This window comes from Taklimakanibacter lacteus (assembly GCA_003576695.1).
Lineage (GTDB): Bacteria > Pseudomonadota > Alphaproteobacteria > Rhizobiales > Aestuariivirgaceae > Taklimakanibacter > Taklimakanibacter lacteus.
In genome coordinates, this window is record QOZQ01000003.1 from 32,845 (window position 1) to 56,688 (window position 23,844).

The following is a 23,844-nucleotide window of genomic DNA, read 5'->3' on the forward strand; positions in this document are numbered from 1 at the left end:
GAGATGCTGTTTCAGCAGCAGCCCGCTTTTTCAAGGACGGGTTTCCGCGAGGCAGGCTTGGCCGGGCCGCAGCAGGTCGTCGCCTTCTGTGCCGCCGGCCGCTCGCAGCAGGGGTCTTGCGCATCGGCTTCCGCCCCCGCGCAGCAGGCCCCGCCGCCCGGCGCCACCTGATCGAGCGTGGCGTTGCACACGCCCGTTTCCGGCAGAACCAGCCGGACATCATTGGCGGCGGCATGATCGCCGGCCAGATGCGCCGCGATCGATCGGACCTGCTCATAGCCGGTCAGCAGCAGGAAAGTCGGCGCGCGGCCATAGCTCTTGATACCGGCGACAAAATAGTCGGGCTCGGCATGGGCAAGCTCGCGCCAGCCATGCGGGGGAACCGTTCCGCAGGAATGCTCATTGGGATCGATGAGCGGACCGAGGGCGCGCGTGCTCTCGACGATAGGATGGAGATCGAGCTGCAATTCGCGCGCGAAAGCGAAGTCCGGGCGCTGGCCGGTTGCGGCGATGATGCGGTCGAAGGGACCGATGGTGCGCGGGCCCTGAGGTGTCGTTCCTTCCACCAGCACGCCATTGCCGTTCATCCTGAGCCGCTGCGCGGCGAAAGACATTTCGACGGAAAGGCGTCCCTGATCGACAAGGCCGCGCAGTCTTTCGCCGAGACGGCCGCGCGCCGGCAACTGGTCGGCCGTGCCGCCGCCGAATACCTTGGCGAGCGAATTGCCGCGGATCGCCCAGGTGAGGGCGGTGTCCGGTTCTTGCTCGGCGACGAGAGCAAGATCGAGCAGGGCGTTGGCGGCGGAATGCCCGCCGCCCATGACCAGTATGCGCATGCCGCTGTAGCTGTCGCGCTGCGCGCCGGAAATATCGGGGATGCCATAGGCGATGCGGTCCGAGAACGCCTCCTCGCCGTCGGCCGGCAAGCCATTGGCGCCCAGCGGATTGGGATTCTGCCAGGTTCCCGACGTGTCGATGACGGCGCGCGCCAGCACCTCGCGCGTGTCGCCGTCGCGGTCGCGGATGGTGACGATGAAGGGAGCCGCCGCGCGGCCGTTCGTTTTCATGCGGTCGAGGCCGAGCCGTGCAATCCTCACCACCTCGGCGCCGGTCTCGATGACGGGTGCGAGTTCGGGCGTCGCGGCCAGGGGCTCGAGATAGCGCTCGACGAGATCCTGGCCGGTCGGCAGATCGCCGGCCGGTGGGCTCGCCCATCCGTTCTTTTTCAGAAGCGCCGCGGCAGCCTCATCGACGCATTGGTCCCAGACCGAGAACAGGCGGACATGGCCCCAGTCGCGCAGATTGGGCGCGATCATGGGCGCCGCTTCGAACAGGCGAACACGCTGGGCGCGCAAAGTGAGATGCGCCGCGGCGGCGAGCCCGATCGGACCGGCGCCAATGACGACAATGGGAAGGCTCTCTTTCATGCTCGCTATCTCCAAATTTCTAGAATCTTCGAATTAAAAGTCAAAAAATTTATGCGGCACTGGGCCGGCAGGACTTCTCCCTTTCCTCGACGCAGCATTCTTCGGTGAGGAAGCCGACCAGCGCCGTCATCACGGGATAATTGGCCCGGCAGATGAGCGTCGTGCCTTGCCGCTCCTGGGTGACGAGATCGACCTGGATCAGCTTCTGCAGATGATGCGACAAGGTCGAGGCCGCGGCACCGAGGCGGGACTGGAGCTGGCCCACGGGCAGGCCGGCTTCGCCCACCCGCACCAGGGTGCGATAGATGGTGAGGCGGGTGGGATTGCCCAGAGCCTCGAGCTGGGCGGCGGCATCAACGAGTTTCATGGGAGACCGTATATCATCCAGGAGCCGGCAGGTCAACTATATTTCTAGTATGATCGAAATATAAATCTGCGGACCTTAAAGGGAGAAAAATGCCTGAGTTTGTTGATGCAACGTTAGACGAGGTTGCGCTTGTGATATTGCGCTTCGGGAGATGCCCCTTGGCAGATCTTGCAGGAGAAGCTCCGCCATCGGCGCATCAGGGCGCGGCGGCTAAGAGTCTATCCAGCTCCGTTCGATCTGGATCGGGAAAAAGTCAGCTCTCCCGCCGGCAGACCTGATCACCTGGTCTTCGCCGGACTTGACCTGAGTCAATGCAGCTGCCTCGCAACTCGCTCAAGGGTAGCCAACTTCCAAAAGCGGGAAATCCAATGAGCAATGTCATAAGAAGGTTATCCGTTTTGGGCTTCATCTTCATGGCAGTGTTTGCGGGCGGTTGCTCGGATACGAATTCCGCTCTCGCCGCAGCCACGACGGCAGTTTCCCATCCGTTGGAAGCACAGGTCCCAGAAACCCTCGATGCCGGCATCTTCCTCGTCGCCCACAAGATGCGACGCCTCAAGTTCAGCTATGGCTCGCACCATCAGAGATTTCATAAGCGCTACCATCCCAAGCAAAAGCGCTATCGTTCGGCGCACCGTCGCTTTCACAGGCACCATCGCCACCGGCACAACGGGCCAGATGTCTATTGGGGTTGGAGATCCCCCCTCTACTATGACCCCTTCTACTACGACCCCTATCTGTACGACCCGTATTACTACGACAGCTTGAGCATCAGTTGCGCCGACGCGCGCAGGCTTCTGCGTCGACAGGGCTATCGCAATGTGCGCGCTTATGATTGCAGCGGCAGCAGCTACGGACTGCATGCCACAAAAGGCGGGATCCGCTACAGAATCACGGTGAGTGCATCAAATGGGCAGATCCTGAGGCGGAGAGCTTTATAACGAGCTTCGTAGCCTCTACCTCACGATCAGCGCACAAGAAGTTTCTTCAGTTGCTCATAGGGTCTCGTATTGAGCACGTCGCCAGCTTCGAGCCATCCGCGGCGCGCCTATCTGGTTGAGCCCTGCGTTGCTGTCTCGCCATCAGGCGCTCTGTCCTTTTCTTGCCGTCCGGCAGGCGAAGCCTGGCGGTATCCGAGGCCCAGCAGCGCGAAAGCGGCAGATGCGAGCCACGGCAGCAGCAGCGTGTTCAGCGTCTGCCACCCGAATGTTTGCAGGAGCGCGCCCGCGCTGAATGAGCACGCAAGGCCGACGACGAAGATCGTCATGTCGTTGGTAGCCTGGGCGCGGCTCTTTTCTTCTGCCGTGTAGGTTGTCGTGAGCAGGGTGGTGCCCCCGACATAAAGAAAATTCCAACCCAGTCCCAGCAGGACAAGGGCGCCGGCAAAGGAACCAAAGCCCACTCCCGTCAAGGTCACGAGCACGTGGCCGGCGAGGAGCGCGACTCCGGCGAGCATTATCCGCAGCACACCGAAGCGGGCGACAAGTGAGCCGGTAAAGAAGGACGGCAGGAACATGCCGAGCACATGAAGCTGGATGACAGTTGCGGCGGCGGGCAGATCATGATGGTGATGCGCCATCGCAAGCGGTGTCGCGGTCATTGCGAGTATCATGACACCATAACCGGTCGCGGCGCCGAACAGGGCGACGAGATATGCCGGCTGGAACACTATTGCCCGCCACGGCCTGCCTTGAAGCGCCTCGCCGCGCGCCGCCGGGGGTGTGGGAACGCGCAAGCCCAGGAGGATGCCGGCGCCGATGGCGGAGACGAGGGCGAGGAGCAGGAATGACCCGACATAGAGCGGCTCCAGCAGCGGGCCGCCCAGGCGTCCGAGAAGGGGGCCGGCCAGCGCCGCCACGATTCCGCCGCCCAGCACGAACGATATGGCGCGCGACCGGAAAGCCTCGTCGGCGACCTCGCTGGCCGCGAAGCGGTAGAATTGCGCGAATGCCTGGTAGGCACCGATCAGGAATGTGCCGAAAGCGAGCACGGCCAGGAGACCCAGGTAAATGCCGGCGGCGGCGATCAATCCTCCCGCAACGCCAAGAAGCGCGCCGAGGATGAAGCCCAATCGTCGTCCGACCCGAGACATCCACATCGATGCCGGAAAGGTTGCGAGAGCGGTTCCGAGAAACATGGCCGCGATGGGCATGGTGGCGAGCTCTGGCCGGGAAGCTATCTGACCGCCGGCAAGTCCGCCAACCGTCATGACCAGGACAGAGGCCGTCTGGAACAGCGCCTGCGCCGCGGCAAGGAGAAATACCTGACGATGCATGGGCCGGCCGATCATTCCGAGATCTGCAATCTTCCGTTCTGTTTCATTGCCCGGCCGTTTCGACCGGAAGGCCCGCCGCCTTCCATTCGGGGTAGCCGTCTTCCAATCGGTGGATCCTGTAGCCCTTGGCCCGCAGGGCCGCGACGGCGTCAAAGGAGAGAACGCAATAGGGGCCTCGGCAGTAGGCGACGATCTCACGCTCGATGGGAAGCTCGGCGAGTCTCTTCTCGAGTTGCGCCATGGGAATATTGAGCGCGCCTGGCACATGGCCCAGAGAGAATTCGTCCTGCGGCCTGACATCGAGCACGGTAACGAGCCCGTCTTCAAGCCGCGTGAGCAGATCCCTGCGCGAGACAGGCTCGAGCGCGTCGCGGGCGCGGAAATAATCAGCCATCACGCGTGAGATCTCGGCCACGTTGCGCTCACCCACGCGGCCGAGCGCCTGCAGAAGCATGACCACCTCGGTGTCGCCAGCGAGGTGGTAGTACACGTGCTTGCCGCGGCGGTGGGGCTCCACCAGACATGCTCGCCTCAGAATCTGCAGATGGCGGGAGGTATTGGCGAAAGTGAGTTTCGCCCGTGCCGACAGCTCCTCTACGCTGCGCTCGCCCTGGCCAAGATGTTCCAGGAGTTCGAGACGATGCGGATGGCCAAGCGCCTGAGCGACTTCAGCAAGACTTGCATAGATGGCCTGTTTGGGTCCGGTGCTTGACATCCGAGATCAATATCATATTCTGCAGAACAATTGAATGAATATAGGCTTTTTGCGTGAGAAAGGCAAGCTAATGATTCTCCGTCAATTTCTGCATCAGGATCCAATAGGCATCTCCTATCTCTTTGGTTGCGGCGTTTGGGCTGCGGGGGCGGTGGTCGATCCGGTGGGAGAGATCGAGCCCTATCTGAAAGCTGCCGAATCTGCCGGGATCAAGATCCAGACGGTCATCGATACCCATATCCATGCGGATCACATTTCCTCAGGGCGCCACCTGGCGAGAGCCGCGGGCGCGGACTATGTGCTTCCTTCGGACGCGGTCGCGTCGTTCTCGTTCAAGCCGGCGAAGGATGGCGATATGCTCAAGCTCGGCAATGTTGTTGCCAAGGTCATCCATACGCCGGGCCACACCCCCGAGCACGTCTGTCTCCTGGTAAGCGATCTGGCTCGCGCAGAAGAACCCTGGTTCCTGTTGACGGGTCACACGTTGATGGTGGGAGATCTGGGCCGCACGGAACTCACCGCCGATCCCGTGCAGGGAGCGCGGGATCTGTTCAAAAGCGTGCAGCGGTTGAAGGCGCTGCCCGATCATATCGAGGTCCTGCCCGGCGCCTATGCCGGCTCCGTCTGCGGCCGTCGGCTCAGCGGCAAGCCATGGTCGACAATCGGCTTCGAGCGGCGCAACAACCAGGGGCTCGCAATCGAAGACGAGAAGGAATTCGTCCGTTTCATGCTGGTCGAGGTGCCGCTGACATTGCGCGACGCGGGCGCCCTGCGGGCCATCAATTCCGGCAACGAAGCCGCGGCCGCCTGATCGTGGCGGGGGCAGACCGCAACCCGAATGTCGCGCCGGTCGTCCTCGGACTGCGCGAGAACTGGCGGCAATTCGCGCTTCTCGCTCTGATCAATGCCTTTGTCGGCGGCATGGTCGGGATCGAGAGGACCGTCGTGCCGCTGATCGGGTCGGAAGAATTCGGCATCGCCTCGACGACGCTCGTCGCCTCCTTCATCGTCAGCTTCGGCGTCGTCAAGGCCTTCGCCAATCTCGTCTCGGGCCAGCTCGCCGACAAATGGGGCCGCAAACATGTGCTGATCCTGGGCTGGCTGTTCGGCCTGCCGGTGCCCTTCATGATCGCCTGGGCGCCGGACTGGGAGTGGGTTGTCGCCGCCAATGCGCTTCTCGGCATCAATCAGGGCCTCGCCTGGTCGATGACGGTCATCATGAAGGTCGACCTCGTGGGGCCGAAGTCGCGCGGTCTCGCAGTCGGCCTCAACGAGTTTGCAGGCTATCTCGCCGTCGGCGTGACCGCGTTTCTCACCGGCTATCTGGCCTCCCGATACGGGTTGCGTCCCGTGCCGATCTATCTCGGCATCTTCTACGCCGCGGCCGGCACGATCCTGTCCGTTCTGCTGGTGCGCGACACGCGCGAGCATGTCCGCCTCGAGGCCGCGCGCCACCCGCGGCAGGCGGCGGCGATCGGCTTCCGCGAGATATTCATGCTCACGACCTGGCGCGACCGCAATCTCTTTGCCGCATCGCAGGCGGGGCTCGTCAACAATCTCAATGACGGCATGAGCTGGGGAATCTTCCCCTTGTTCTTCGCATCCTTCGGTCTGGGGGTCGAGCGCATCGGTATCCTGAAAGCAGTCTATCCCGCGGCCTGGGGCATATTGCAGGTCGCGACCGGCCCGTTGAGCGACCGCTGGGGCCGCAAAGGACTGATCGTCGCCGGCATGTGGGTGCAGGCAACTGGCCTGCTCATGACGGCCGCCATGAGCGGCTTCGGCTGGTGGCTGGTGGCCAGCCTGCTTCTGGGCCTCGGCACGGCGATGGTCTATCCAAGCCTCATTGCCGCCGTATCCGACGCCTCGCATCCGACCTGGCGGGCGCGGTCGCTCAGCGTCTATCGCTTCTGGCGCGATCTCGGCTATGCCATCGGCGCGCTCTCGGCCGGCCTCATCGCCGATGCTTTCGGCCTGTCCTGGGCGATCGCGTCGATCGCGGCGCTGACCTTCCTGTCGGGTGTGATCGTCGCCATCGCCATGCGCGAGCGGTGACCATCGCGCCCGGTCGATGTCAGCGCGCGCCGTTGTCCAGATCCAGATTGAAATTCCGGCGAACGGCAGGCGTTCGATGTTTCTTGTGTTCGGTCACCGGATTTTTCGCGGGCTTTGGCTTTTCCACTTCCGCAGACCGGAGGTTGTTGAAGCCTGATTGCCGGACGACGACCTGCGCTCCGGGCTTCACCCGCTCATAGAGATCGGCGACATCGATATTGAGCAGACGTATGCAGCCCGAAGACACGGCCTTGCCGATCGACTGCGGGTCGAATGTGCCGTGGATCCGGTAGAGCGTGTCGACCTTGCCCTGGAACAGATAGAGCGCCCGCGCGCCCAGCGGGTTGCGCGGCCCGCCGGGCATTCCGTTCGCCCATTTGGCCGCCAGCGGGTCGCGGGCAACCATTTCGGCGGGTGGCGTCCAGCGCGGCCATTTTGCCTTCCACCTCACCTCGGCGCGGCCCGACCAGGAGAAACCCTGTCTTCCGACACCGATGCCGTAACGCAAGGCCTTGCCGCCCGGCTGAACCAGGTAGAGGAACTTGCCGGCGGTATCGACGACGATCGTGCCGGGCCTCTCGCCGCCATCATAGGCAACGCTCTGGCGCCGGTATTTGGCCGGCACGAGATCCGCATCGGCTTCAGCGATCGGAAACTCGTCATGGCCAGGTGCTGCATGTCCCTGAGGAATGCCAAGCGAAACTGCGCCGGTGAATGTCGCGAGGGTCAGGAATGTTCGACGGTTCATGATGACAGGGATAGAATCTTCAACAGCTGGAGGTTCAAGGCCTAATACAGATCGCCGCGGCCGCGACATTCAATAAAGCGTGATCGGCTGTATTGCCCGCACCGATCGTCGCGATCTGCCTGCTGAGACATCGCGGCTCTGTTGCAGCCATGGCGGCCGATATAGTCTGCGCGAACCGAGGTCATCGGAGGCCCTGACGTGAATCACCAGCATACGAATCCACTCCTGCCGGGTGTGCCCCTGGCGCTCGGATCCGCGGTCTTGTTCGGAGCGACGCCGCTGCTCTCCAAGCTGCTCTTGCGGGAGGTCCATCCCTTGGTTCTCGCGGGCCTCCTCTATCTGGGCGCCGGCCTCGGTCTTGCCGTCTATCGCGGCCTGCGGCGCGCAACCGACAAGGAGGCTCCGATCGGCGCGCCGGATCTGCCCTGGCTTGCGCTGGCGATCGGCGCCGGGGGCGTCATCGCGCCGCTTCTGCTCATGCTGGGGCTCACGGCCACGACCGCTTCGAGTGCCGCCCTTCTCCTCAATCTCGAAGGTGTGGCGACGATGGTGATCGCCTGGGTGGTCTACAAGGAGAATGTCGACCGCCGCCTGCTCGTCGGAGCCTTCGCCATACTGGCCGGCGCTTGCCTGCTGTCGTGGACGGGGAGCGGGATCGAGATCGACGGCGGCGCGCTGCTTATCGCCGGAGCCTGTCTCGCCTGGGGGCTCGACAACAATTTCACCCGCCGGATCTCGGGCGGAGATCCGGTGGTCATCGCGATGGCCAAGGGCCTGGTCGCCGGAACCGTGAACCTGGCGCTCGGGCTCCTCGCCGGCGCATCCTTGCCGGGAGCGCTCACCATGCTCGCTGCCGCCCTGACCGGCTTCTTCGTGATCGGTGTAAGCCTGGTCGCCTTTATCCTGGCGCTTCGCCATCTCGGCACTGCGCGCACCGGCGCCTATTATTCGCTCGCTCCCTTCCTGGGCGCGGCGCTCTCCGTCGCCGTTCTGGACGATCCGCTGACGATCAAGCTGCTTTTCGCCGGCGCGCTGATGGCGATTGGCCTGTGGCTGCACCTGACCGAGCAGCATGATCATGAGCATCATCATGACGCCATCGAGCATGAGCACAGCCATGTGCACGACCCTCATCACCGGCACGCGCATGACGGAGAGGTATCAGAGCCGCATTCGCACTGGCACCAGCACGCGCCGATGACCCACAAGCATCCGCACTATCCGGACCTGCATCACCGCCACGGTCACTGATGGATCGAGGAGGGGAGAGCTGTCCTAAAGCACCAATATGGTCGCAAGCAGCAGCATCAGCCCCATGCCGGCGATATCGGTGCCGGTGGTGAGGAAGATGCTGGACGCGGTGGCCGGGTCCGCACCGAACCGCCTGAGCGTCAGCGGCACCAGCACGCCGAAGAGCCCCGAGGCCATGCAGGCGCCGGTCATGGCGAGAAGGATGACGAGGCCAAGCATCACCGCCTGGCCTGGGCTGTCGCCGCCCGAGGTCCAGTACATCGCCAGGCCCGCGACGATGCCCGTGAACAGGCCGTTCATCGCCCCCAGGATCAGTTCCTTGCTGAGCAGCTTGCGCACCGGATAGCCGTCCATGTCGCCCAAAGTCATGCCGCGCAAGGTGATGGCCAGCGCCTGGCATCCGGTATTGCCGCTTTGCCCGGCCAGGATGGGCAGGAAGGCCGCCAGCGCCACGATCTGGGTGATGGTGCCCTCGAACAGGCTCACCACGAAACCCGCCAGGAAGGCGGTCAGCAGATTCACCTGCAGCCAGTGATGGCGCATCTTGAAGGACTGCCAGATGCTCGTATAGAGGCGCTCCTCCTTGTCGACACCGACCATCTGGCCCGATTGCGCGCTGATCTCGATCGCCTGGCGCTCGAACAGGCGCCAGCCGCGCACCACCCCGATCACATGACGGTCGGCATCGACGACGGGGTAGACCGGATAGTGCCGATGGATGGCCGCCTTGACGGCCGAGGCGAGATCCATATCCGTGGTCAGCGCGAAGGGCTCGGGCAGCATCACATCGCGCAGCGTCTGGCTCGGCTCTGCCAGGATCAGATCGCGGATGACGGTCAGGCCGATGAGCTTGTCATTCGCATCCGTGACATAGAGATAGGTGATCTGCTGCGGCGTTGCGTGATTGCGCAGGAAGGCGATCGCTTGCTCCACGGTCGTCGACTGCGGCAGCACCGCGAGCGCCGGATCGATCATCTCGCCGACCGTGTTCTCGACGACCTCCGCCTGGGATTCGGATGCCTGCAGTTGAATGTCCGGCGGCAGATAGGCCTTGACCCGGTCGGCGACGATGGGCGGCAGCTCGGCCAGCACCGCGCCGATGCGCTCGGGCGTTTCCCTGGCCAGCATCTGGGCTGCGTCCATGGGCACGCGCCCGCGCACCGCTCGCACCAGGAAGGCAATGTCGTCTCGCTCGCTCATGAACTTCTCCCGAATTCCCGGCTTCCGCCATGCCGGGCAAAAGACAATCGCCCAACTCATTCCGGACCTTAACCATAGCCGCGGGCTTCGAAATGTTACAATCTCTTTAGTCGGACCGAGGGGTGGGAATTGATCGTTCCCAATATTCTGCCTTCCTTCGGAGTTGCCAAATCCCGGGTGAACCGGGATAATCCGCCAATGAGCAGCCTGCGGTCCTTCCGGGTCTTTGCGGTCGTCGCGATCATCGCCATGATCCTGGCGGTTTTTGCCCCCTTTGCCGCTGCCCCGCAGGCAGGAGGCTCCGAAAATCAGAGCCGCCAGATCGCCGCTCAGCCGCGCATGATGGATTGCGAGATGTGTCCCAAGGCCGATATGGCGCTGACGGGATGCCCTCAGATGACCTGCCAGATGGCCACCGCCGAGATGAGCATTGCTCACATCGTCATGTCCGAAAAGGTCCGCTATGCGACCGTCGCCGCGACGCGTCCGAGCGAATGGCTGACGGTGCCGCCGGTTTCACCCGGATAAGGCCTGTCGAGCCCATGTCCGTCTCTGGCGGACAACGGAAATGGGCTGCGAGCCGTTCGCCATCAGCCAAATCATCCGGAGACCGTCAGCATGACTGACTTTGCTCTCACCATCGCGACGCGGCGCGGGGCGATCTGTCTCGGCCTCGCCGCCACCCTCAATCTCGCCTTGCCCGGCGCCGCAAGCGCCGCCGCGGACGAGATTTCGAAACGTTTCAGGTTTCTCGCCGGGAACGGGAATTCAAACTGCTCGCAGAGCTTTCTCGACTCCATTGCGTCGATGCCGGATACGGCGCGGCTGCAAGGCTCATGCTGCGGGCCGATGGACCTCCATCGCTATCGCGAGCAGATCGCGGGCCTGCAGGCTCATATGGCCATCGCGGAGATACCACCGGACCCTTACGATATCGAGGCCGGACACGCGAAACGGCTTTTGGCCGCCTACGGGATTCAGCTCGGGCCGGAGCAGCAGAAGGCCTATGACCAGGCGATGGACCTGTCCTCCGAGAAGGGCCCCTGCTGCTGCCGGTGCTGGCGCTGGCATGTCTATGGCGGTCTCGGAAAATTGCTCGTCCGCGATCGGGGATTCGGTGGCCCGGAACTCGCCCATGTCTGGGACCTGTCCGACGGATGCGGCGGCGCAGACCATGTTCACTGATCTCCTGCAACAGATTTCCACGGAGTCCTCCTCATGAAACTGGTATTCCCGGTCGACAGGCTCGCGGTCTCAGCGCTCGCGAGCTTCTTCGCTGTTGCCGCCGTCGCGCCGGCGACCGCCGAGTCGCTCGCCGAGCTGGCGCAGCACACGCACTATCATGGCATTGCCTTCGCCCGGTCGGGGTCGGCTGTCCTGCTGCTCGCATCGCATCACGGCATGTTCGCGCTTGCCGCCGACGGGAGCGCGACACGCGTCTCGCCGGTTCAGGATTTCATGGGCTTCTCGCCTGATCCGGCAGACGCGCTGAGCTATTATGCCAGCGGCCATCCGGCGGGCGGTGGCAATTCAGGCTTCCTGCATTCCTCCGATGGCGGGGCCACATGGAAGCAGCTGTCGCCTGGTGTCGATGGACCGGTCGACTTCCACCAGATGGATGTAAGCTCCCGCGATCCGAAGACCATCTATGGCAGCTATGGCCAGATCCAGGTCAGCCGCGATGGCGGATCGACATGGGCCATCACCGGCAATCCTCCCGACAAGCTCATCGCCATCGCCGCCTCGTCGCTCAAAAGCCAACGTCTCTATGCGGCGACGCAGGACGGGCTTCATGTATCGGAAGATGCGGGCGCCTCATGGACGGCGCTGGCCTTCGAGGGCGAGGTGGTGAGCACGGTGAAGGTCGGCTCCGGCAATGTCCTCTATGTCTTTGTCCTGGGGCGCGGGCTGATGCGGACAGTCGAGGACGGCGGCGGCGAATGGACTCCGCTTTCGAATGATTTCGGCGACGCCATCCCCCTGCATCTGGCGATCGACGGCAGGAATGACCAGCATCTCGCGCTGACGACTCACGCCAATGACGTCCTGGAAAGTCTGGACGGCGGAGCCTCATGGCGCTCGTTCGGCAAGAGAACCGATTGATGCGGCGCCCCGCGCTCCGGGGACTGGCTCTTCTGGCGGCCGTGGCGGCGCTCGTCGCCTTTCGCATCTCTGCGAAGGGGGATGGTCTCGATGACAAGCGGATCGCTCTTGGCCGGGCCCTCTATGACGCGCAGTGCGCGCGCTGCCACGGCAAGAGTCTCGAAGGGCAGGCCGATTGGCAGACCCGCTTGCCCAATGGGCGCCTGCCGGCGCCGCCGCATGATGCGTCCGGCCACACCTGGCATCATCCGGACAAGGTATTGGCCGGCATCACCAAGCATGGGCTGAAGCCCTATGCGGGGGAGGACTATGAGAGCGACATGCCGGCCTTCGCCGGCGTGCTTGGCGATGAGGAGATCGCGGCGGTCATCGCCTTCATCAAGAGCACGTGGCCGGAAAGAGAGAGACAGTATCAGGAACGTCTGAATGGGAGGACCGGCGGGCAATGACAGCCTTGGCCGCAAATCCGCAAGTCCAAGCTCGCAACAGGAGAACAACATGCGAAAATTCGTAAAACTTCTCATCGTGGCCGCTCTGCCGCCTCTGGCCACCCTGATCGCGCCGTTGCCGGGCGTTGCGCAGGAACAGAAGCCTTACTCGGGTCTTGAGACGCGCGGGATCAAGGCGCTCTCAGACCAGCAAGTCGCCGATCTGAGCGCCGGACGTGGAGCAGGCTTTGCGCTCTCGGCTGAACTCAACGGCTATCCGGGCCCGGCCCATGTTCTTGAAAATGCCGATGCCCTGATGCTCACGCCAAGCCAGAGAGAGCTCACCCGATCGCTATTCGCTTCCATGAAGCGTGAGGCGATTCCGCTTGGAAGGCGCCTGATCGAGCAGGAGGCGGAGCTCGACCGGCTGTTTGCCACCCTGGCGATCACGCCTGCCAGTCTTGAAGCGGCGACACAGGCCATTGGACAGACTGAGGCGGATCTCCGCCAGACGCATCTCAAATATCATCTATCGATGATAGGGGTGCTTTCCAAAGAGCAGGTGTCCCGCTACGGCGAGCTGAGAGGCTATGCCTCGCGCGAAGGCTCGAACCCGCATCATCAGCATGCGCCCAAGGCAAATGAATGAGGCGATTGCCGGGATCGAACTCGGCGTTGGACTGAAGCGAGGAGCCGGCGTCCGCGGCCCTATTTGCCGAGAATAGGATCGATGATGCTTTTGATGGTGGCGATATCGCGCTCGCCGGTGAGGCGCTCGCCATTGATGAACAAGGTGGGGGTGCTGGTCACGCCGAACTCCTTGGCGGCCTTGTTCCTGATGGCCAGGATCCCTTCGGCCAGTTCGCGACTGTCGAGGCAGTCATCGAAAGAAACGGGGATGAATCCCGAGAACCGCGCCACTTTGCGCAGGCCGGTGGCGGGCTTCTTCGTCCATGCGTCCTGCGTCTCGAACAGGGCGTCGATGATTGCGAAGAACTTCTCCTTCGGCGCGCAGCGCGCCAGCATGGAGGCGGCCAGAGACGCCTTGTCGAGCGGATACTCCCGCAATACGAAACGGATCCTGCCGTGATCGATGTAATCGCGCCTGAGGACGGAGAAGGTCTCCTTGTGGAAGGTCGCGCAGTGCGAGCAGGACGCGCTGTAATATTCGATGATCGTGACCTTGGCATCTTCGGGGCCGAGCGCCATTTCCCCGATACCCGGCGGGTCATTCAGGCTCTTGAGATCGAGCGCCAGGCTCGCCCCGCTGAGACCCACGATCAGCAGGAATGCCGCGACGACGGAGAGGAGGCGGTATCTCACCCGCCGGTGACGCTCATATGGCGCGACAGCGCCGGTTTGTTGTGGCGCCGGTCGATGATGAAATCATGCCCTTTGGGCTTGCGCGAGATCGCTTCATCGATCGCCTGATTGATGAGGTCATTGCCTTCCGACGCGCGCAAGGGCGCGCGCAGATCGGCGGCATCCTCCTGGCCCAGGCACATATAGAGCGTGCCGGTGCAGGTGAGGCGCACGCGGTTGCAGCTCTCGCAGAAATTATGGGTGAGCGGCGTGATGAAGCCGAGCCGCCCGCCGGTCTCCTTCACTTCCACATAGCGCGCCGGGCCGCCGGTCTTGTAGGGAATGTCCTCGAGCGTGAACTGGTCGAGGAGCTCAGCGCGCAGCACTGACAAGGGCAGATACTGGTCGGTGCGGTCGCCATCGATATCGCCGAGCGGCATCGTCTCGATCAGGGTGAGGTCCATGCCCTCGCCATGCGCCCAGCGGATCATCTCGGGGATCTCGTCGTCATTGACACCCTTGAGCGCCACCGCATTGATCTTGATCGCAAGTCCCGCTTTCTGCGCCGCGGCGATGCCGTCCTTCACCTTCCTGAGATCGCCCCAGCGCGTGATGGTGCGGAACTTCCGCTCGTCCAGCGTGTCGACCGACACATTGATGCGCCGCACCCCATGCGCATGGAGCTCGCCGGCATAGCGGGCGAGCTGGCTGCCATTGGTGGTGAGGGTGAGCTCTTCCAGGGCCTTCGACTGCACATGCCGGCCCAAAGCTTCGATGAGCGACATCACATTGCGCCGCACCAGCGGCTCGCCGCCGGTGAGCCTGATCTTGCGCACGCCGCGCCCGATGAAGGCGGTGCAGACCCGCTCCAGCTCCTCGAGCGTCAGCAGGTCCTTCTTGGGGAGAAACGTCATGTCCTCCGCCATGCAATAGACGCAGCGGAAGTCGCAGCGGTCCGTCACCGACACACGCAGATAGGTGACGTGCCGGCCAAAGGGGTCAACCAGGGCTGGTCCGGCAACGCCGGGGCGCGATATTGGAGTATTCATAACGCCCCGAATGTCGGGCTTTGCCCGGCCAACGTCAAGGGCGGGCGTGAGATGGCCTCGGCCATGATGCCGGTCGGGGGCGGGCGGCAAGCCGGCTGGCGGCGCCCGAGGCGCCAGCCGGGCGGTCGGCACCCGGGCAGGCCATGCGCATGGCCATGGAAAAATGGCGGAAAAGCCCGCAATGGCGACGGGGATCGGAATCCCCCAATGCCGTTTTGGCAGCAGTCGCAGCCGCGAGTCGGCTTTGCGCCTTTACCTGACCGTCATGGAGGCCATATGATCGAACCGACAAGGCATCGGCCGCGATTCGAGGTTCCATGCCCAAGCGAGGTGTACTGGCGCTTTTTTGCCTGTTGTTCGGCCTCACACTGGTGAATGTTCCGGGCCGTGCCCCGCTTTTTGCGCAAGCGCCCGAAGTGGATATGGCCCTCGTCCTCGCCATCGACTGCTCCTTCAGCGTCGATGCCAACGAGTTCCGCTTGCAGATGCGGGGCCTGGGCCAGGCCTTCATGCGCCCGGAGGTGAAGGAGGCGATAGCCAAGGGCCCGAATGGCCGGATCGCCGTCATTGCCATGCAGTGGTCGGACGAGGCCAATCAGATGGTGATCATCCCCTGGACCATCCTCGCCACCGACAAGGATGCCGATCGTCTCGGCGCGGCACTCACCGAGATTCCGCGCCGCCTCGCCGAAGGCGGGACCTCGATCTCGATGGCGCTCGAATATGGGGCCGCCCTCCTGGCATCGGCCCCGCCGACCCAGCGCCAGGTGATCGATATCTCCTCCGATGGGCGCAACAATATCGGCCCGCCGGTGGCGCTGTCGCGCAATAAGGTGGTCAAGATGGGGATCACCATCAATGCGCTCACCATCCTCAATGAGTGGCCGACGCTCGATAAATATTTCGAGGAGAATGTCGTGGGCGGGCAGGGCAATTTCGTCATTCCGGCGGATGACTATGCGGCCTATTCGGAAGCGATCTATAAGAAGCTCCTGCGTGAAATAACGGGGCCCGGTATCTCCTGATGCGGTTTGTCACTTCCGAAGAGGTCCACCGCCTGTGCGTGTGGACGAAGCTCTGCGATGCCCTGCACGAAGCCCACAAGGGGCCTGAGCCCAAGGTCGACCGTTCCCAGCTCTATGCAGAGCGGGGGGCTTTCCGCGAGACCTATTTCAACCTGCCGGCCTGGCAGCCGGGTGTCGCCATGGGCACCAAGGTCGTCACCGTCTTTCCGGGCAACAGGGACCTGCCGGCCATCCAGGCGCTTTATCCGCTGTTCGATGGCAAGACCGGCGAACCGCTGGCCGTCCTCGACGGCACGGCTCTGACTTATCGCAAGACGGCGGCCGATTCAGCGCTCGGCGCCCGGCTTCTCGCCAGTCCTGAGCCCCGCATCCTGGTGATGGTGGGAGCAGGCGGCCTGTCGCCCTATCTCATCGACGCACACCGCGCCATCCACCCGTCGATCGAGAAGGTCTTCATCTGGAACCGCGACCGCGGCAAGGCGGTGAAGCTTGCCGAGGCGGTCGGGGCCGAGATGACGGATGATCTCGAGACAGTCGTGCGCCAGGCGGATATCGTGAGCTGCGCCACCGCCGCGACGACGCCGCTGGTCAAAGGCGAATGGCTGAAACCGGGCTCTCATCTCGACCTCGTTGGCAGCTTCACGCCCGAGATGCGCGAATGCGATGACGCGGCGGTCAGCCGCGCCCGCCTCTTCGTCGACAGCCGCTGGTTCGCCATCGACCAGCCTGGTGATCTGGCTGATCCCTTGCGGCGCGGCGTCATTCGACGCCAAGATATCGAAGCTGATCTGTTTGAGCTCTGCCGCGATGGCTACGCGGTGAACCGCAGACCGGGCGACATCACGCTGTTCAAGAATGGCGGCGGCGCCCATCTCGATCTGTTCACCGCCTTGTTCATCTGGCGCAACCTTGGGACGACGTAGCCATGGACGTGAAAGTCTTCAGCGACCCGCGCAAGCCCGCCTATCTCAATTTCGATGCCGGCAGCAGGCCGCTGAAGGATCCGATCCGGCCTGAGACGTTGGCGCGGGTCAGGGCCTACCGCCATGGCCGCATCAAGCGGAAGCTCATCGAGCATGATGTCGCAGGCCTCCTGGTCTATGACCCGCTCAATATCCGCTATGCGACCGACTGCTCGGACATGCAGATCTGGACGATGCACAATCCCTCGCGCTACGCCTTCATCGCGACGGACGGCCCGACCATCTGCTTCGAATATGCGCAGGCCCAGCATCTGGCGGAGGGCCTGCCGATGGTGGACGAGGTCCGCCCCTGCATCAGCTGGTTCTATTTCGCCAGTGGCCCCAATCTCGAGGCGAGCGCCAGGAAATGGGCGGATGAGATCGCCGGCCTGGTGCGCCAGCATGGCGGCGGCAATATGCGCCTCGCGGTCGACAAGATGGAGCCCCTGGGCGTCGATCTCCTGCGCGAGCGCGGCATCACCATCGTCGAGGGCCAGGAGATCACCGAGACGGCGCGGATGATCAAATCGGCGGACGAGCTCGAGATGATGGACTGGACCATCAAGGTGACCGAAGCCGGCATGTGGCGCATGCGCGAGAATTCGCTGCCCGGCAAGTCCGAGAACGAGATCTGGGCCGAGCTCCACTATGAGAATATCCGCAATGGCGGCGAATGGATCGAGACGCGGCTCCTCGCCATCGGCGAGCGCACCTATCCCTGGTTCAAGGAATGCTCGCCCCATGTCGGCAAGGAGGGCGACATGCTCTCCTTCGATACCGATCTCATCGGGCCTTATGGCTATTGTGCCGATCTCTCGCGCTCATGGACGGTCGGCCTCGTCAAGCCGAAGCCGTCACAGAAGGAACTCTATGCTTACGCGCATGAGCAGATCATGCACAACTGGTCGATCATCAGGCCCGGCATGAGCTTCCGCGAATTCAACGACAGGTCGCTGCGCATGCCCGAGGAATATCACGAGAACCGCTATGGCGTGGCGCTGCATGGCGTTGGGCTGTGCGATGAGTATCCCTCGGTGCCGACGCATGTCGATATGGACATGGGCAAGGGCTATGACGGCGTGTTCGAGCCCGGCATGTGCATCTGCGTCGAAAGCTGCACCGGCTCCGTGCGCGCCGGCGAGACGGTCAAGCTCGAGATCCAGGTGGTCGTCACCGATACCGGCACGAAACGGCTGGACAGTTTTCCGTTCGAGGATTGGGTGTGACGATCTCACCCTTGCCCTGCTAAGCTCCTTCTCCGCGCGAAGCGCGGGGAAGGTGGCGCGTAGCGCCGGATGGGGTGGAGCAACCGACGAAATTTCCGGAAAGCTGCGTGAGTGTGTTTCGGCGCGGAGGCCTCAGGTGCAAAGGCCTGCAACACGATTTCGCGCGGCACCACCCCCATCCGGCGCTGCGCGCCACCTTCCCCCGCTTTGCGGAGGAAGGAGGAAATGTATGAATCGGCGGGCGAGGGGCAAAACAGGTGAGCCGGTTTGACGCTTGATCGCCCGCTTCCGGCTATCTAGAGCCGGTCCGGTCTCAACTGTCGATCGGCGCCCCATGCAGTCCTTCTCGCTCGCCCCCATCCCTGAAATCGCTTTCGGCAACGGCCTTCTATCCGATCTGCCGAAGCGCGTGACGGCGCTGGCCGGCAGGGGCGCCGCCGTGATGCTGGTGGCCGATCCCGCTTTGACGGCGGCGGGCACCGTGGCCAAGGTGACGAAGCTTCTGGCCGAGGCCGGCCACGAGGTGAGCCTCTATGATGCCTTCAAGGGCGAGCCCAAGGCCGGCGATATCGACAAGGCCGCGGCACTGGCCCGCGACGCCCGCGCCAAGGCGGTGATCGGCCTTGGTGGCGGCACGGCGCTGGACACGGCGAAGCTCGTTGCAGCCTGCGCCGTTTCGGGCAAGCCGGTCGCGGCCTATCAGTTCTGCGCGACAGCCCTGCCGGCCGAGCCTTTGCCGCTCATCGCGGTGCCGACCACCGCCGGCACCGGCGCCGAAGTGACCCGCACCTGCATTTTCACCAATGCCGCGCAGGAAAAGGTCTGGGCCTGGGGCAATGAGCTGAAGCCCGTCCTCGCACTGCTCGACCCCGAGCTGACGGTGGGCGTGCCCCAATCCGTCACCGCCGCGACCGGGCTCGACGCCCTGGTGCATGCGATCGAGGCCTGCACCAACCGAAATGCGCAACAGGCGAATGACCTCTATTGCCACCGCGCCATCACGCTCATCGCCGGCGCCCTCGAGCGCGCGGTGAAGACAACCCGGGATCTCGACGCGCGCGGCGAATTGCTGCTCGGCAGCTGCTATGCCGGCATCGGCATCGACAATTGCGGCACGGCACTGGCGCATAATATCTCGCATGCCATGGCCGAGCTTGCCCCGGTGCCGCATGGGCGCGCGACCGGTCTTGCCATGCTCGCCACCATCGATTGGGTGAAGGACGGCAATCCCGCCGCTTTCGCGAAAGTGGCGGAAGCCATGGGCAGGGAAGGAAACGTGGCGGCCGCCTTCGAAGACCTGGTGCGCCGCTCCGGCATCAAGGTGAGCCTTGCCGGCGATGGTCTCGATCTGGCCCGGCCCGAGCTCCTGGCCGAGCGCATGGCATCCGCCGCCCATGCGCCGATGCGCAGGAACACGGTGCGCGACATCACCGATGATGACCTTCTCAAGCTGGCCAAATCCGTCTATGCGCTGGCCTGAAGAGAGGAAACATGTGCCATCCGGAGGCGGTCACCAGGCTGATCGCTGAAATCGACACCTATCTCGCGCGGCGTGACGGTCCCGGCATCAAGGATGTCAGGGACGGCATTGCCCGTTCCGCCGGTGAGGCGGCGCGCAGGACGGCAAAGGCGGCGCCGCCCTCATGCGGCCATCTCGATGAAGCACTGCTGGCCATGGCCGGTGCCGATGCGCTCCGCGGGGCGATCGAGGATATCCGTCCGCAGCTCGGCTGGGTCACTTACGACGCCTATCCGCGCGCGAAGATCGGCGAGCGCTTTCCCCGTGCCCATGCCTTCGTGACCCTGATCGGCGGCGCCGGTTTCATTCCGGCCGAGGATTTCGCGCTCGGCCTCTTCCTCATTGCCCCCGGCACGCTCTATCGCGATCATTTTCACCCGGCGCCCGAGCTCTATGTGCCGTTGACCGGTCCGCATGAATGGCGCTTCGGAGCAGGCGAAAGCTGGCGAGAATACCCGGCCCACGCCGCCATCTGGAACGAGCCGATGCAGGTTCATGCGACTTTGGTTCGCCGTCAGCCCTTCCTTGCACTATATGCCTGGACGAAGGATGTCGAGGGCGTGTCGGTCGTGGCGGCGGCGCCGGACTGGGCAGAAATAGAGGCCAGGCTTTGAACGACGAGATCTACGGTTCGGCGATCTGGATGATCGATGCCATCCGCCGCGCGCTCAAAGGCGAGGGGAGCGCCGATGTGAAGGCGCGCCTGGCCGTCCAGGACCTTTCGCCCGCCTCGGTCAGGATACCGGTGCCGCACCGGCTGCCCGCCTGCCGCCATCTGCCGGAATGCGTCGCGGCCTCCATGTTCCTCGCCCCCGATGTCGCCGCCGCTCTCGCCGAGATCGACGAGTTCCTGCACTGGAAGCAGAATCCGAACTATTCGGATGAGCTGATGGGCGAGGGTTACATGGACAATTACGCCTATGCCGAACTCATCGGTCCCGGCGGCTTCTTCTTGGGCGAGGATTTCCTCATGGGCCTCATGCTGCTCGGGCCGTACCGACACTATCCCGATCACCACCATCCGGCGCCCGAGCTCTATTGGCTCCTGACCGGACCCAGCAAGTGGCGCTGCGACAACAGCGCGTTTACCGAGCGTAAGGCCGGAGAGACGATCTGGCATATGCCGATGATGAGCCATGCGACCAAGACGCTGGATGGCCCGCTCCTGGCCATTTGGGCCTGGACGCGCGATGTCGGCGTGCCTGCGAAGCTTCTGGAGCGGGCATGAGCCTGGATCTGTTCTGGCTGTTGCGCGCCGTTTGCGTCCTCGCGCTGGCATCCTATCTGCTGGCGGCCGGCTACATGTATGTGACCCAGCGCGACCATCAGTATTTTCCCGATCACCAGGGGCTCTCGGCCAGTGCGGTGGGGCTCGCGGGTGTCGCGGATCTGAAGCTTGCGACGAGCGATGGCGAGACGCTGCAGGCCTGGTATGCCAAGGCGCCGCCGGAACGGCCGACCATCCTGTTCCTGCATGGCAATGGTGGCGAGATCGCCGGCCGGGGCGAGCGCTTCGCGGCCTACCAGGCCGGAGGCTTCGGCGTCTTCTTCCTGTCCTATCGCGGCTATGGGGCGAGCAGCGGAAACATCAGCGAAGCGGGATTGGTGCGCGATGCGCTTGCCGCCTATGACTGGCTGACCGCGCAGGGGATCAAGCCCGCGGAGATCATGCTGGTGGGCGAATCCCTGGGCGGCGGCGTGGCGGTGCAGCTTGCCGCAGAGAAGCCCGTCGCGGCGCTGGCGCTCGAGGCGACCTTCGCCTCGGCCGCCAGTGTCGCAGGCCAGCGCTATTGGTGGCTGCCCGTTCGCCTGCTCATGAAGGACAAGTTCGACTCGCTCGACTACATCGGCAAGGTGCATGCGCCTCTCCTCATCACCCATGGCGATCAGGATGGCGCCATTCCGCTGAGCGAAGGGGAGAAGCTCTTCGCGCTGGCCAATGAGCCGAAGCAGCTCACCGTCGTGCCGGGTGGCACCCACAGCACGATCTTCTCGCCCGAGACCTGGACGAGCGAGATGATGTTCTTCGACCGGCATGCGGGGCAGTGAAATCAAAATTTTCGTCATCCCGGCGAAGGTCGCTGTCGGTGCACACATTCCTCCTTCCCCCCGCGAAGCGCGGGGAAGGTGGCGCGCAGCGCCGGATGGGGGTCGAGCAGCAAGCGAAACTCAGCGAAATTGGGAGATGATGCCTCAGCGCTGAAGGCATCAGATTGCTTAATTCCATCAATACTGTTCTCGCGGCGCTACCCCCATCCGTCTACCCGGCCAAGGCCGGGTAGACACCTTCCCCGCAAGGGGGAAGGATGAATTGGGTGAATCCGATAGCGGCTTTCGCCGGGATGACGGTCGCCAGAAACAAAAAGCCCGCGAGCATCGCTCGCGGGCCCTGTCTTGTCAGACGGCAGAGAGCCTATGCCGGCGAAATGGCCAGCGTCTCGCCGAAGATATAGAGCGTCGGATGGATCTCGAAGCCCTTCACCCGCTTGTCATAGGCGGCATAGACCGACCGCCACAGGGGCTGGGTGATCGGCCCATCTTCCTGCATGATCGTTTCGAGCTCGCCAAGGATTTCGCGGCGCTTGTCGACATCAAGCGTGCCTTCCGCCTTGCCGAGCAGCTCGTCGAACTTGGCGTTCGAATAGCGCGACTCGTTCCACGGCACGCCGGTGCGATAGGCGAGCGCCAGCACCATGAAGCCGAGCGGCCGGTGGGTCCATTCGGTGAAGCCGAAGGGCACTTCCGTCCACAGCTCCCAGAACTTCGCCGAGGGCAGCACATTGATCTTGGCGCGGACATTGCCGGCCTTCCACTGCTCCGCCATCGCTTCGACCGCCGCCTGCTCCCATGACGGATCCGGCTTGCAGTTGATCTCGATCTCGATGCCGTCCGGGAATCCTGCTTCGGCCAGAAGCTTCTTCGCCTCTTCCGGCTGATAGCCCATCGGATTGAGCTTCTTGTAGTCGGGATGCACCGTGCAGACATGGTGATGCTCGGCCGCCTGGCCGACACCCTTATGCGCGATCTGCAGGCACTTCTCAGGGTCGGTGGCGAGGCGGATCGCCTTGCGCACTTTCGGATTGTCGAAAGGCTTCTGGGTCATCTGCATGCGCGCGACCGCGGTCTGTGCCGTCACCACCTGGTGGATTTCGACATGCGGCATGCCCTTGTAGAGGTCGAACTGCTCGATATTGCCCTGATAGATGCCGTCGACCTGCTTGGAGGCAAGGGCGCCCGCGACCGCTGCCGGATTGTCGCCGAGATCGATGAAATGCAGTTCATCGACGAAGCCCGGCGAGTCGGGGCGACGCTTGAGGACGGCCTTGCGGTTCACTTCCAGTTCGACGAGGTCGAAGGATTCGGTGCCGTTCGAACCCACGGCGAAGGCGCCGTTCTCGGCCGGATCGAGCATCAGGAACGGATAGTGGAAGAGATGCTCCGGCACCGCGACCTGGGCTTGCGCCAGGTTGAGGACCAGTGTCTTCGCGTCCTTGATCTCGATCGCATTGGCATCCCACAATTCGGTGGTCATCACCGCATTGCCCTTGTCGTCCTTGGTGCCGGTATCGACATCCTTCAGCATATAGCCCTTCATCAGGCCGACGACGGATGAGCCGACTTTCGGGTCGAGGCAGTGCTTGATGTTCCAGGCCGCATGCTCGGCGGTGAAGTCGTCGCCCTTGCGCCACTTGGCGTCCTTCCTGATGTGAAGGGTCCAGGTCTTGAGGTCTTCGGAGGCTTCCCACTTCTCGCACAGATGCGGACGGGTGACATTGTCGACGCCGGTGCGGGTGAGATAGCCGCAGACCTGACGCGCGACATTCGAGTCATAGACCCACGAGAAGGTGTGCGGGTTGTCGACCTTGGGAATGCGCTGGGCGATCTTGAGAATGCCGCCCTTGGGCATGTCCTGCGCCATGGCCGGCGGCGCCAAAGGCTCGCCGGTGATCTTGCCGGCCCACATATAGGCGACACCGGACGACATGCCGAGCAGGCTGGCATAGCGGACGAATTCGCGCCGATCGATCTTCTTGTCCGCGAGCTGCTGTTTCAGCTTCGGAATCCAGATGTGTTCTTTGTCTGACATTTGTCCTCTTCCTCCCTCCCATTATGGGGGTTCCTGTAAAAGATGAACGCGGGCGTCCTGTTGGGTCGGACGTCGTTTTTCGAGCCGTTTGCGCCCTTTGGAAGA

24 protein-coding genes and 1 pseudogene are annotated in these 23,844 nt (G+C 63.5%); 16 read left to right on the top strand and 9 right to left on the bottom strand.

The genetic code is table 11. The features are described 5' to 3' along the window. Positions 1-11: 11 nt before the first annotated feature. Together DT068_RS05795 and DT068_RS05800 are read right to left on the bottom strand one after the other, a co-directional pair. The gene (locus DT068_RS05795) at positions 12-1,427 is read right to left on the bottom strand and encodes an NAD(P)/FAD-dependent oxidoreductase (RefSeq protein WP_119388862.1); all 1,416 of its coding nucleotides are present in this window, start codon (positions 1,425-1,427) and stop codon (positions 12-14) included. A 49-nt stretch (positions 1,428-1,476) separates the two neighbouring features. Further along, positions 1,477-1,794 (bottom strand): ArsR/SmtB family transcription factor, encoded by a 318-nt coding sequence (locus DT068_RS05800; RefSeq protein WP_119388863.1) that lies wholly within the window; start codon positions 1,792-1,794, stop codon positions 1,477-1,479. Positions 1,795-2,162: 368 nt separating this feature from the next. Between DT068_RS05800 and DT068_RS05805 the strand changes: the two genes are divergently transcribed. Further along, entirely contained in the window at positions 2,163-2,735 is a 573-nt protein-coding gene (locus DT068_RS05805) for a hypothetical protein (protein WP_119388864.1), read from the top strand. Between the two features lie 107 nt (positions 2,736-2,842). Here the strand turns inward: DT068_RS05805 and DT068_RS05810 are convergent, their stop codons facing one another. Next, positions 2,843-4,084 carry an MFS transporter gene (locus DT068_RS05810; RefSeq protein ID WP_119388865.1) on the bottom strand — a complete coding sequence of 414 codons (1,242 nt, stop codon included), beginning with the start codon at positions 4,082-4,084 and terminating at the stop codon, positions 2,843-2,845. Between the two features lie 28 nt (positions 4,085-4,112). Then, a complete protein-coding gene (locus DT068_RS05815; protein WP_119388866.1) occupies positions 4,113-4,784 on the bottom strand; it encodes an ArsR/SmtB family transcription factor in 672 nt (223 codons plus the stop codon). A 34-nt stretch (positions 4,785-4,818) separates the two neighbouring features. Between DT068_RS05815 and DT068_RS05820 the strand changes: the two genes are divergently transcribed. Next, the gene (locus DT068_RS05820) at positions 4,819-5,595 is read left to right on the top strand and encodes an MBL fold metallo-hydrolase (protein ID WP_368904467.1); all 777 of its coding nucleotides are present in this window, start codon (positions 4,819-4,821) and stop codon (positions 5,593-5,595) included. A 2-nt stretch (positions 5,596-5,597) separates the two neighbouring features. Continuing rightward, the gene (locus DT068_RS05825) at positions 5,598-6,839 is read left to right on the top strand and encodes an MFS transporter (protein ID WP_119388868.1); all 1,242 of its coding nucleotides are present in this window, start codon (positions 5,598-5,600) and stop codon (positions 6,837-6,839) included. Positions 6,840-6,996: 157 nt separating this feature from the next. Here the strand turns inward: DT068_RS05825 and DT068_RS05830 are convergent. After that, positions 6,997-7,587: pseudogene (locus DT068_RS05830) on the bottom strand (L,D-transpeptidase); the annotation flags it as partial. A gap of 198 nt (positions 7,588-7,785) precedes the next feature. On the opposite strand from DT068_RS05830, the gene DT068_RS05835 reads away from it, so the two are divergent. Then, positions 7,786-8,838 (top strand): DMT family transporter, encoded by a 1,053-nt coding sequence (locus DT068_RS05835; protein ID WP_119388870.1) that lies wholly within the window; start codon positions 7,786-7,788, stop codon positions 8,836-8,838. Between the two features lie 24 nt (positions 8,839-8,862). Here DT068_RS05835 and DT068_RS05840 read toward each other — a convergent pair whose 3' ends face one another. After that, the gene (locus DT068_RS05840; RefSeq protein ID WP_119388871.1) at positions 8,863-10,038 is read right to left on the bottom strand and encodes a magnesium transporter; all 1,176 of its coding nucleotides are present in this window, start codon (positions 10,036-10,038) and stop codon (positions 8,863-8,865) included. Positions 10,039-10,236: 198 nt separating this feature from the next. Between DT068_RS05840 and DT068_RS05845 the strand changes: the two genes are divergently transcribed. The 5 genes from DT068_RS05845 to DT068_RS05865 all read left to right on the top strand — a co-directional run bounded on the left by DT068_RS05845 (position 10,237) and on the right by DT068_RS05865 (position 13,218). Beyond that, complete coding sequence (locus DT068_RS05845) at positions 10,237-10,566, top strand: hypothetical protein (protein WP_119388872.1); 330 nt, start codon at positions 10,237-10,239, stop codon at positions 10,564-10,566. A gap of 90 nt (positions 10,567-10,656) precedes the next feature. Beyond that, the gene (locus tag DT068_RS05850) at positions 10,657-11,223 is read left to right on the top strand and encodes a hypothetical protein (RefSeq protein ID WP_119388873.1); all 567 of its coding nucleotides are present in this window, start codon (positions 10,657-10,659) and stop codon (positions 11,221-11,223) included. Positions 11,224-11,256: 33 nt separating this feature from the next. Continuing rightward, positions 11,257-12,141, top strand: a complete 885-nt coding sequence (locus DT068_RS05855; protein WP_119388874.1) for a WD40/YVTN/BNR-like repeat-containing protein — start codon at positions 11,257-11,259, stop codon at positions 12,139-12,141. Beyond that, positions 12,141-12,590: a c-type cytochrome gene (locus tag DT068_RS05860; protein WP_119388875.1), complete on the top strand. Its 450-nt coding sequence runs from the start codon at positions 12,141-12,143 to the stop codon at positions 12,588-12,590. The genes DT068_RS05855 and DT068_RS05860 overlap by 1 nt, the downstream gene beginning before the upstream one ends. A gap of 49 nt (positions 12,591-12,639) precedes the next feature. Next, positions 12,640-13,218, top strand: a complete 579-nt coding sequence (locus tag DT068_RS05865; RefSeq protein ID WP_119388876.1) for a periplasmic heavy metal sensor — start codon at positions 12,640-12,642, stop codon at positions 13,216-13,218. Positions 13,219-13,277: 59 nt separating this feature from the next. Here DT068_RS05865 and DT068_RS05870 read toward each other — a convergent pair whose 3' ends face one another. Beyond that, positions 13,278-13,892 carry a DsbA family protein gene (locus tag DT068_RS05870; RefSeq protein ID WP_119388877.1) on the bottom strand — a complete coding sequence of 205 codons (615 nt, stop codon included), beginning with the start codon at positions 13,890-13,892 and terminating at the stop codon, positions 13,278-13,280. Continuing rightward, positions 13,889-14,920 (bottom strand): GTP 3',8-cyclase MoaA, encoded by a 1,032-nt coding sequence (gene moaA, locus DT068_RS05875; protein ID WP_119388878.1) that lies wholly within the window; start codon positions 14,918-14,920, stop codon positions 13,889-13,891. The genes DT068_RS05870 and moaA overlap by 4 nt, the downstream gene beginning before the upstream one ends. A gap of 317 nt (positions 14,921-15,237) precedes the next feature. Here moaA and DT068_RS05880 point away from each other — a divergent pair, with 317 nt between their 5' ends. From DT068_RS05880 to DT068_RS05910, 7 genes are all read left to right on the top strand, one after another. Further along, positions 15,238-15,945 carry a DUF1194 domain-containing protein gene (locus DT068_RS05880; protein ID WP_119388879.1) on the top strand — a complete coding sequence of 236 codons (708 nt, stop codon included), beginning with the start codon at positions 15,238-15,240 and terminating at the stop codon, positions 15,943-15,945. Beyond that, positions 15,945-16,868 (top strand): ornithine cyclodeaminase family protein, encoded by a 924-nt coding sequence (locus DT068_RS05885; protein ID WP_119388880.1) that lies wholly within the window; start codon positions 15,945-15,947, stop codon positions 16,866-16,868. Before DT068_RS05880 ends, DT068_RS05885 begins: the two co-directional genes overlap by 1 nt. A gap of 2 nt (positions 16,869-16,870) precedes the next feature. Further along, positions 16,871-18,133, top strand: a complete 1,263-nt coding sequence (locus tag DT068_RS05890; protein ID WP_119388881.1) for a M24 family metallopeptidase — start codon at positions 16,871-16,873, stop codon at positions 18,131-18,133. A gap of 334 nt (positions 18,134-18,467) precedes the next feature. Continuing rightward, positions 18,468-19,613, top strand: a complete 1,146-nt coding sequence (locus DT068_RS05895) for an iron-containing alcohol dehydrogenase (protein ID WP_119388882.1) — start codon at positions 18,468-18,470, stop codon at positions 19,611-19,613. An 11-nt stretch (positions 19,614-19,624) separates the two neighbouring features. Beyond that, positions 19,625-20,266 (top strand): dimethylsulfonioproprionate lyase family protein, encoded by a 642-nt coding sequence (locus DT068_RS05900; protein WP_119388883.1) that lies wholly within the window; start codon positions 19,625-19,627, stop codon positions 20,264-20,266. After that, positions 20,263-20,880 carry a dimethylsulfonioproprionate lyase family protein gene (locus DT068_RS05905; protein ID WP_162914021.1) on the top strand — a complete coding sequence of 206 codons (618 nt, stop codon included), beginning with the start codon at positions 20,263-20,265 and terminating at the stop codon, positions 20,878-20,880. Before DT068_RS05900 ends, DT068_RS05905 begins: the two co-directional genes overlap by 4 nt. Then, positions 20,877-21,701: an alpha/beta hydrolase gene (locus DT068_RS05910; RefSeq protein ID WP_119388885.1), complete on the top strand. Its 825-nt coding sequence runs from the start codon at positions 20,877-20,879 to the stop codon at positions 21,699-21,701. Before DT068_RS05905 ends, DT068_RS05910 begins: the two co-directional genes overlap by 4 nt. A 364-nt stretch (positions 21,702-22,065) precedes the next feature. Here DT068_RS05910 and DT068_RS05915 read toward each other — a convergent pair whose 3' ends face one another. Continuing rightward, positions 22,066-23,739 carry an ABC transporter substrate-binding protein gene (locus tag DT068_RS05915; RefSeq protein WP_119388886.1) on the bottom strand — a complete coding sequence of 558 codons (1,674 nt, stop codon included), beginning with the start codon at positions 23,737-23,739 and terminating at the stop codon, positions 22,066-22,068. Positions 23,740-23,844 lie beyond the last annotated feature (105 nt).

Coding starts and splice junctions, on each gene's coding strand:
- moaA (WP_119388878.1), bottom strand. CDS start 14,920: ATGAATACTCCAATATCGCGCCCCGGCGTTGCCGGACCAGCCCTGGTT.
- DT068_RS05805 (WP_119388864.1), top strand. CDS start 2,163: ATGAGCAATGTCATAAGAAGGTTATCCGTTTTGGGCTTCATCTTCATG.
- DT068_RS05800 (WP_119388863.1), bottom strand. CDS start 1,794: ATGAAACTCGTTGATGCCGCCGCCCAGCTCGAGGCTCTGGGCAATCCC.
- DT068_RS05885 (WP_119388880.1), top strand. CDS start 15,945: ATGCGGTTTGTCACTTCCGAAGAGGTCCACCGCCTGTGCGTGTGGACG.
- DT068_RS05820 (WP_368904467.1), top strand. CDS start 4,819: ATGAATATAGGCTTTTTGCGTGAGAAAGGCAAGCTAATGATTCTCCGT.
- DT068_RS05900 (WP_119388883.1), top strand. CDS start 19,625: ATGTGCCATCCGGAGGCGGTCACCAGGCTGATCGCTGAAATCGACACC.
- DT068_RS05895 (WP_119388882.1), top strand. CDS start 18,468: ATGCAGTCCTTCTCGCTCGCCCCCATCCCTGAAATCGCTTTCGGCAAC.
- DT068_RS05850 (WP_119388873.1), top strand. CDS start 10,657: ATGACTGACTTTGCTCTCACCATCGCGACGCGGCGCGGGGCGATCTGT.
- DT068_RS05810 (WP_119388865.1), bottom strand. CDS start 4,084: ATGATCGGCCGGCCCATGCATCGTCAGGTATTTCTCCTTGCCGCGGCG.
- DT068_RS05795 (WP_119388862.1), bottom strand. CDS start 1,427: ATGAAAGAGAGCCTTCCCATTGTCGTCATTGGCGCCGGTCCGATCGGG.
- DT068_RS05815 (WP_119388866.1), bottom strand. CDS start 4,784: ATGTCAAGCACCGGACCCAAACAGGCCATCTATGCAAGTCTTGCTGAA.
- DT068_RS05890 (WP_119388881.1), top strand. CDS start 16,871: ATGGACGTGAAAGTCTTCAGCGACCCGCGCAAGCCCGCCTATCTCAAT.
- DT068_RS05865 (WP_119388876.1), top strand. CDS start 12,640: ATGCGAAAATTCGTAAAACTTCTCATCGTGGCCGCTCTGCCGCCTCTG.
- DT068_RS05840 (WP_119388871.1), bottom strand. CDS start 10,038: ATGAGCGAGCGAGACGACATTGCCTTCCTGGTGCGAGCGGTGCGCGGG.
- DT068_RS05855 (WP_119388874.1), top strand. CDS start 11,257: ATGAAACTGGTATTCCCGGTCGACAGGCTCGCGGTCTCAGCGCTCGCG.
- DT068_RS05845 (WP_119388872.1), top strand. CDS start 10,237: ATGAGCAGCCTGCGGTCCTTCCGGGTCTTTGCGGTCGTCGCGATCATC.
- DT068_RS05910 (WP_119388885.1), top strand. CDS start 20,877: ATGAGCCTGGATCTGTTCTGGCTGTTGCGCGCCGTTTGCGTCCTCGCG.
- DT068_RS05860 (WP_119388875.1), top strand. CDS start 12,141: ATGCGGCGCCCCGCGCTCCGGGGACTGGCTCTTCTGGCGGCCGTGGCG.
- DT068_RS05880 (WP_119388879.1), top strand. CDS start 15,238: ATGCCCAAGCGAGGTGTACTGGCGCTTTTTTGCCTGTTGTTCGGCCTC.
- DT068_RS05915 (WP_119388886.1), bottom strand. CDS start 23,739: ATGTCAGACAAAGAACACATCTGGATTCCGAAGCTGAAACAGCAGCTC.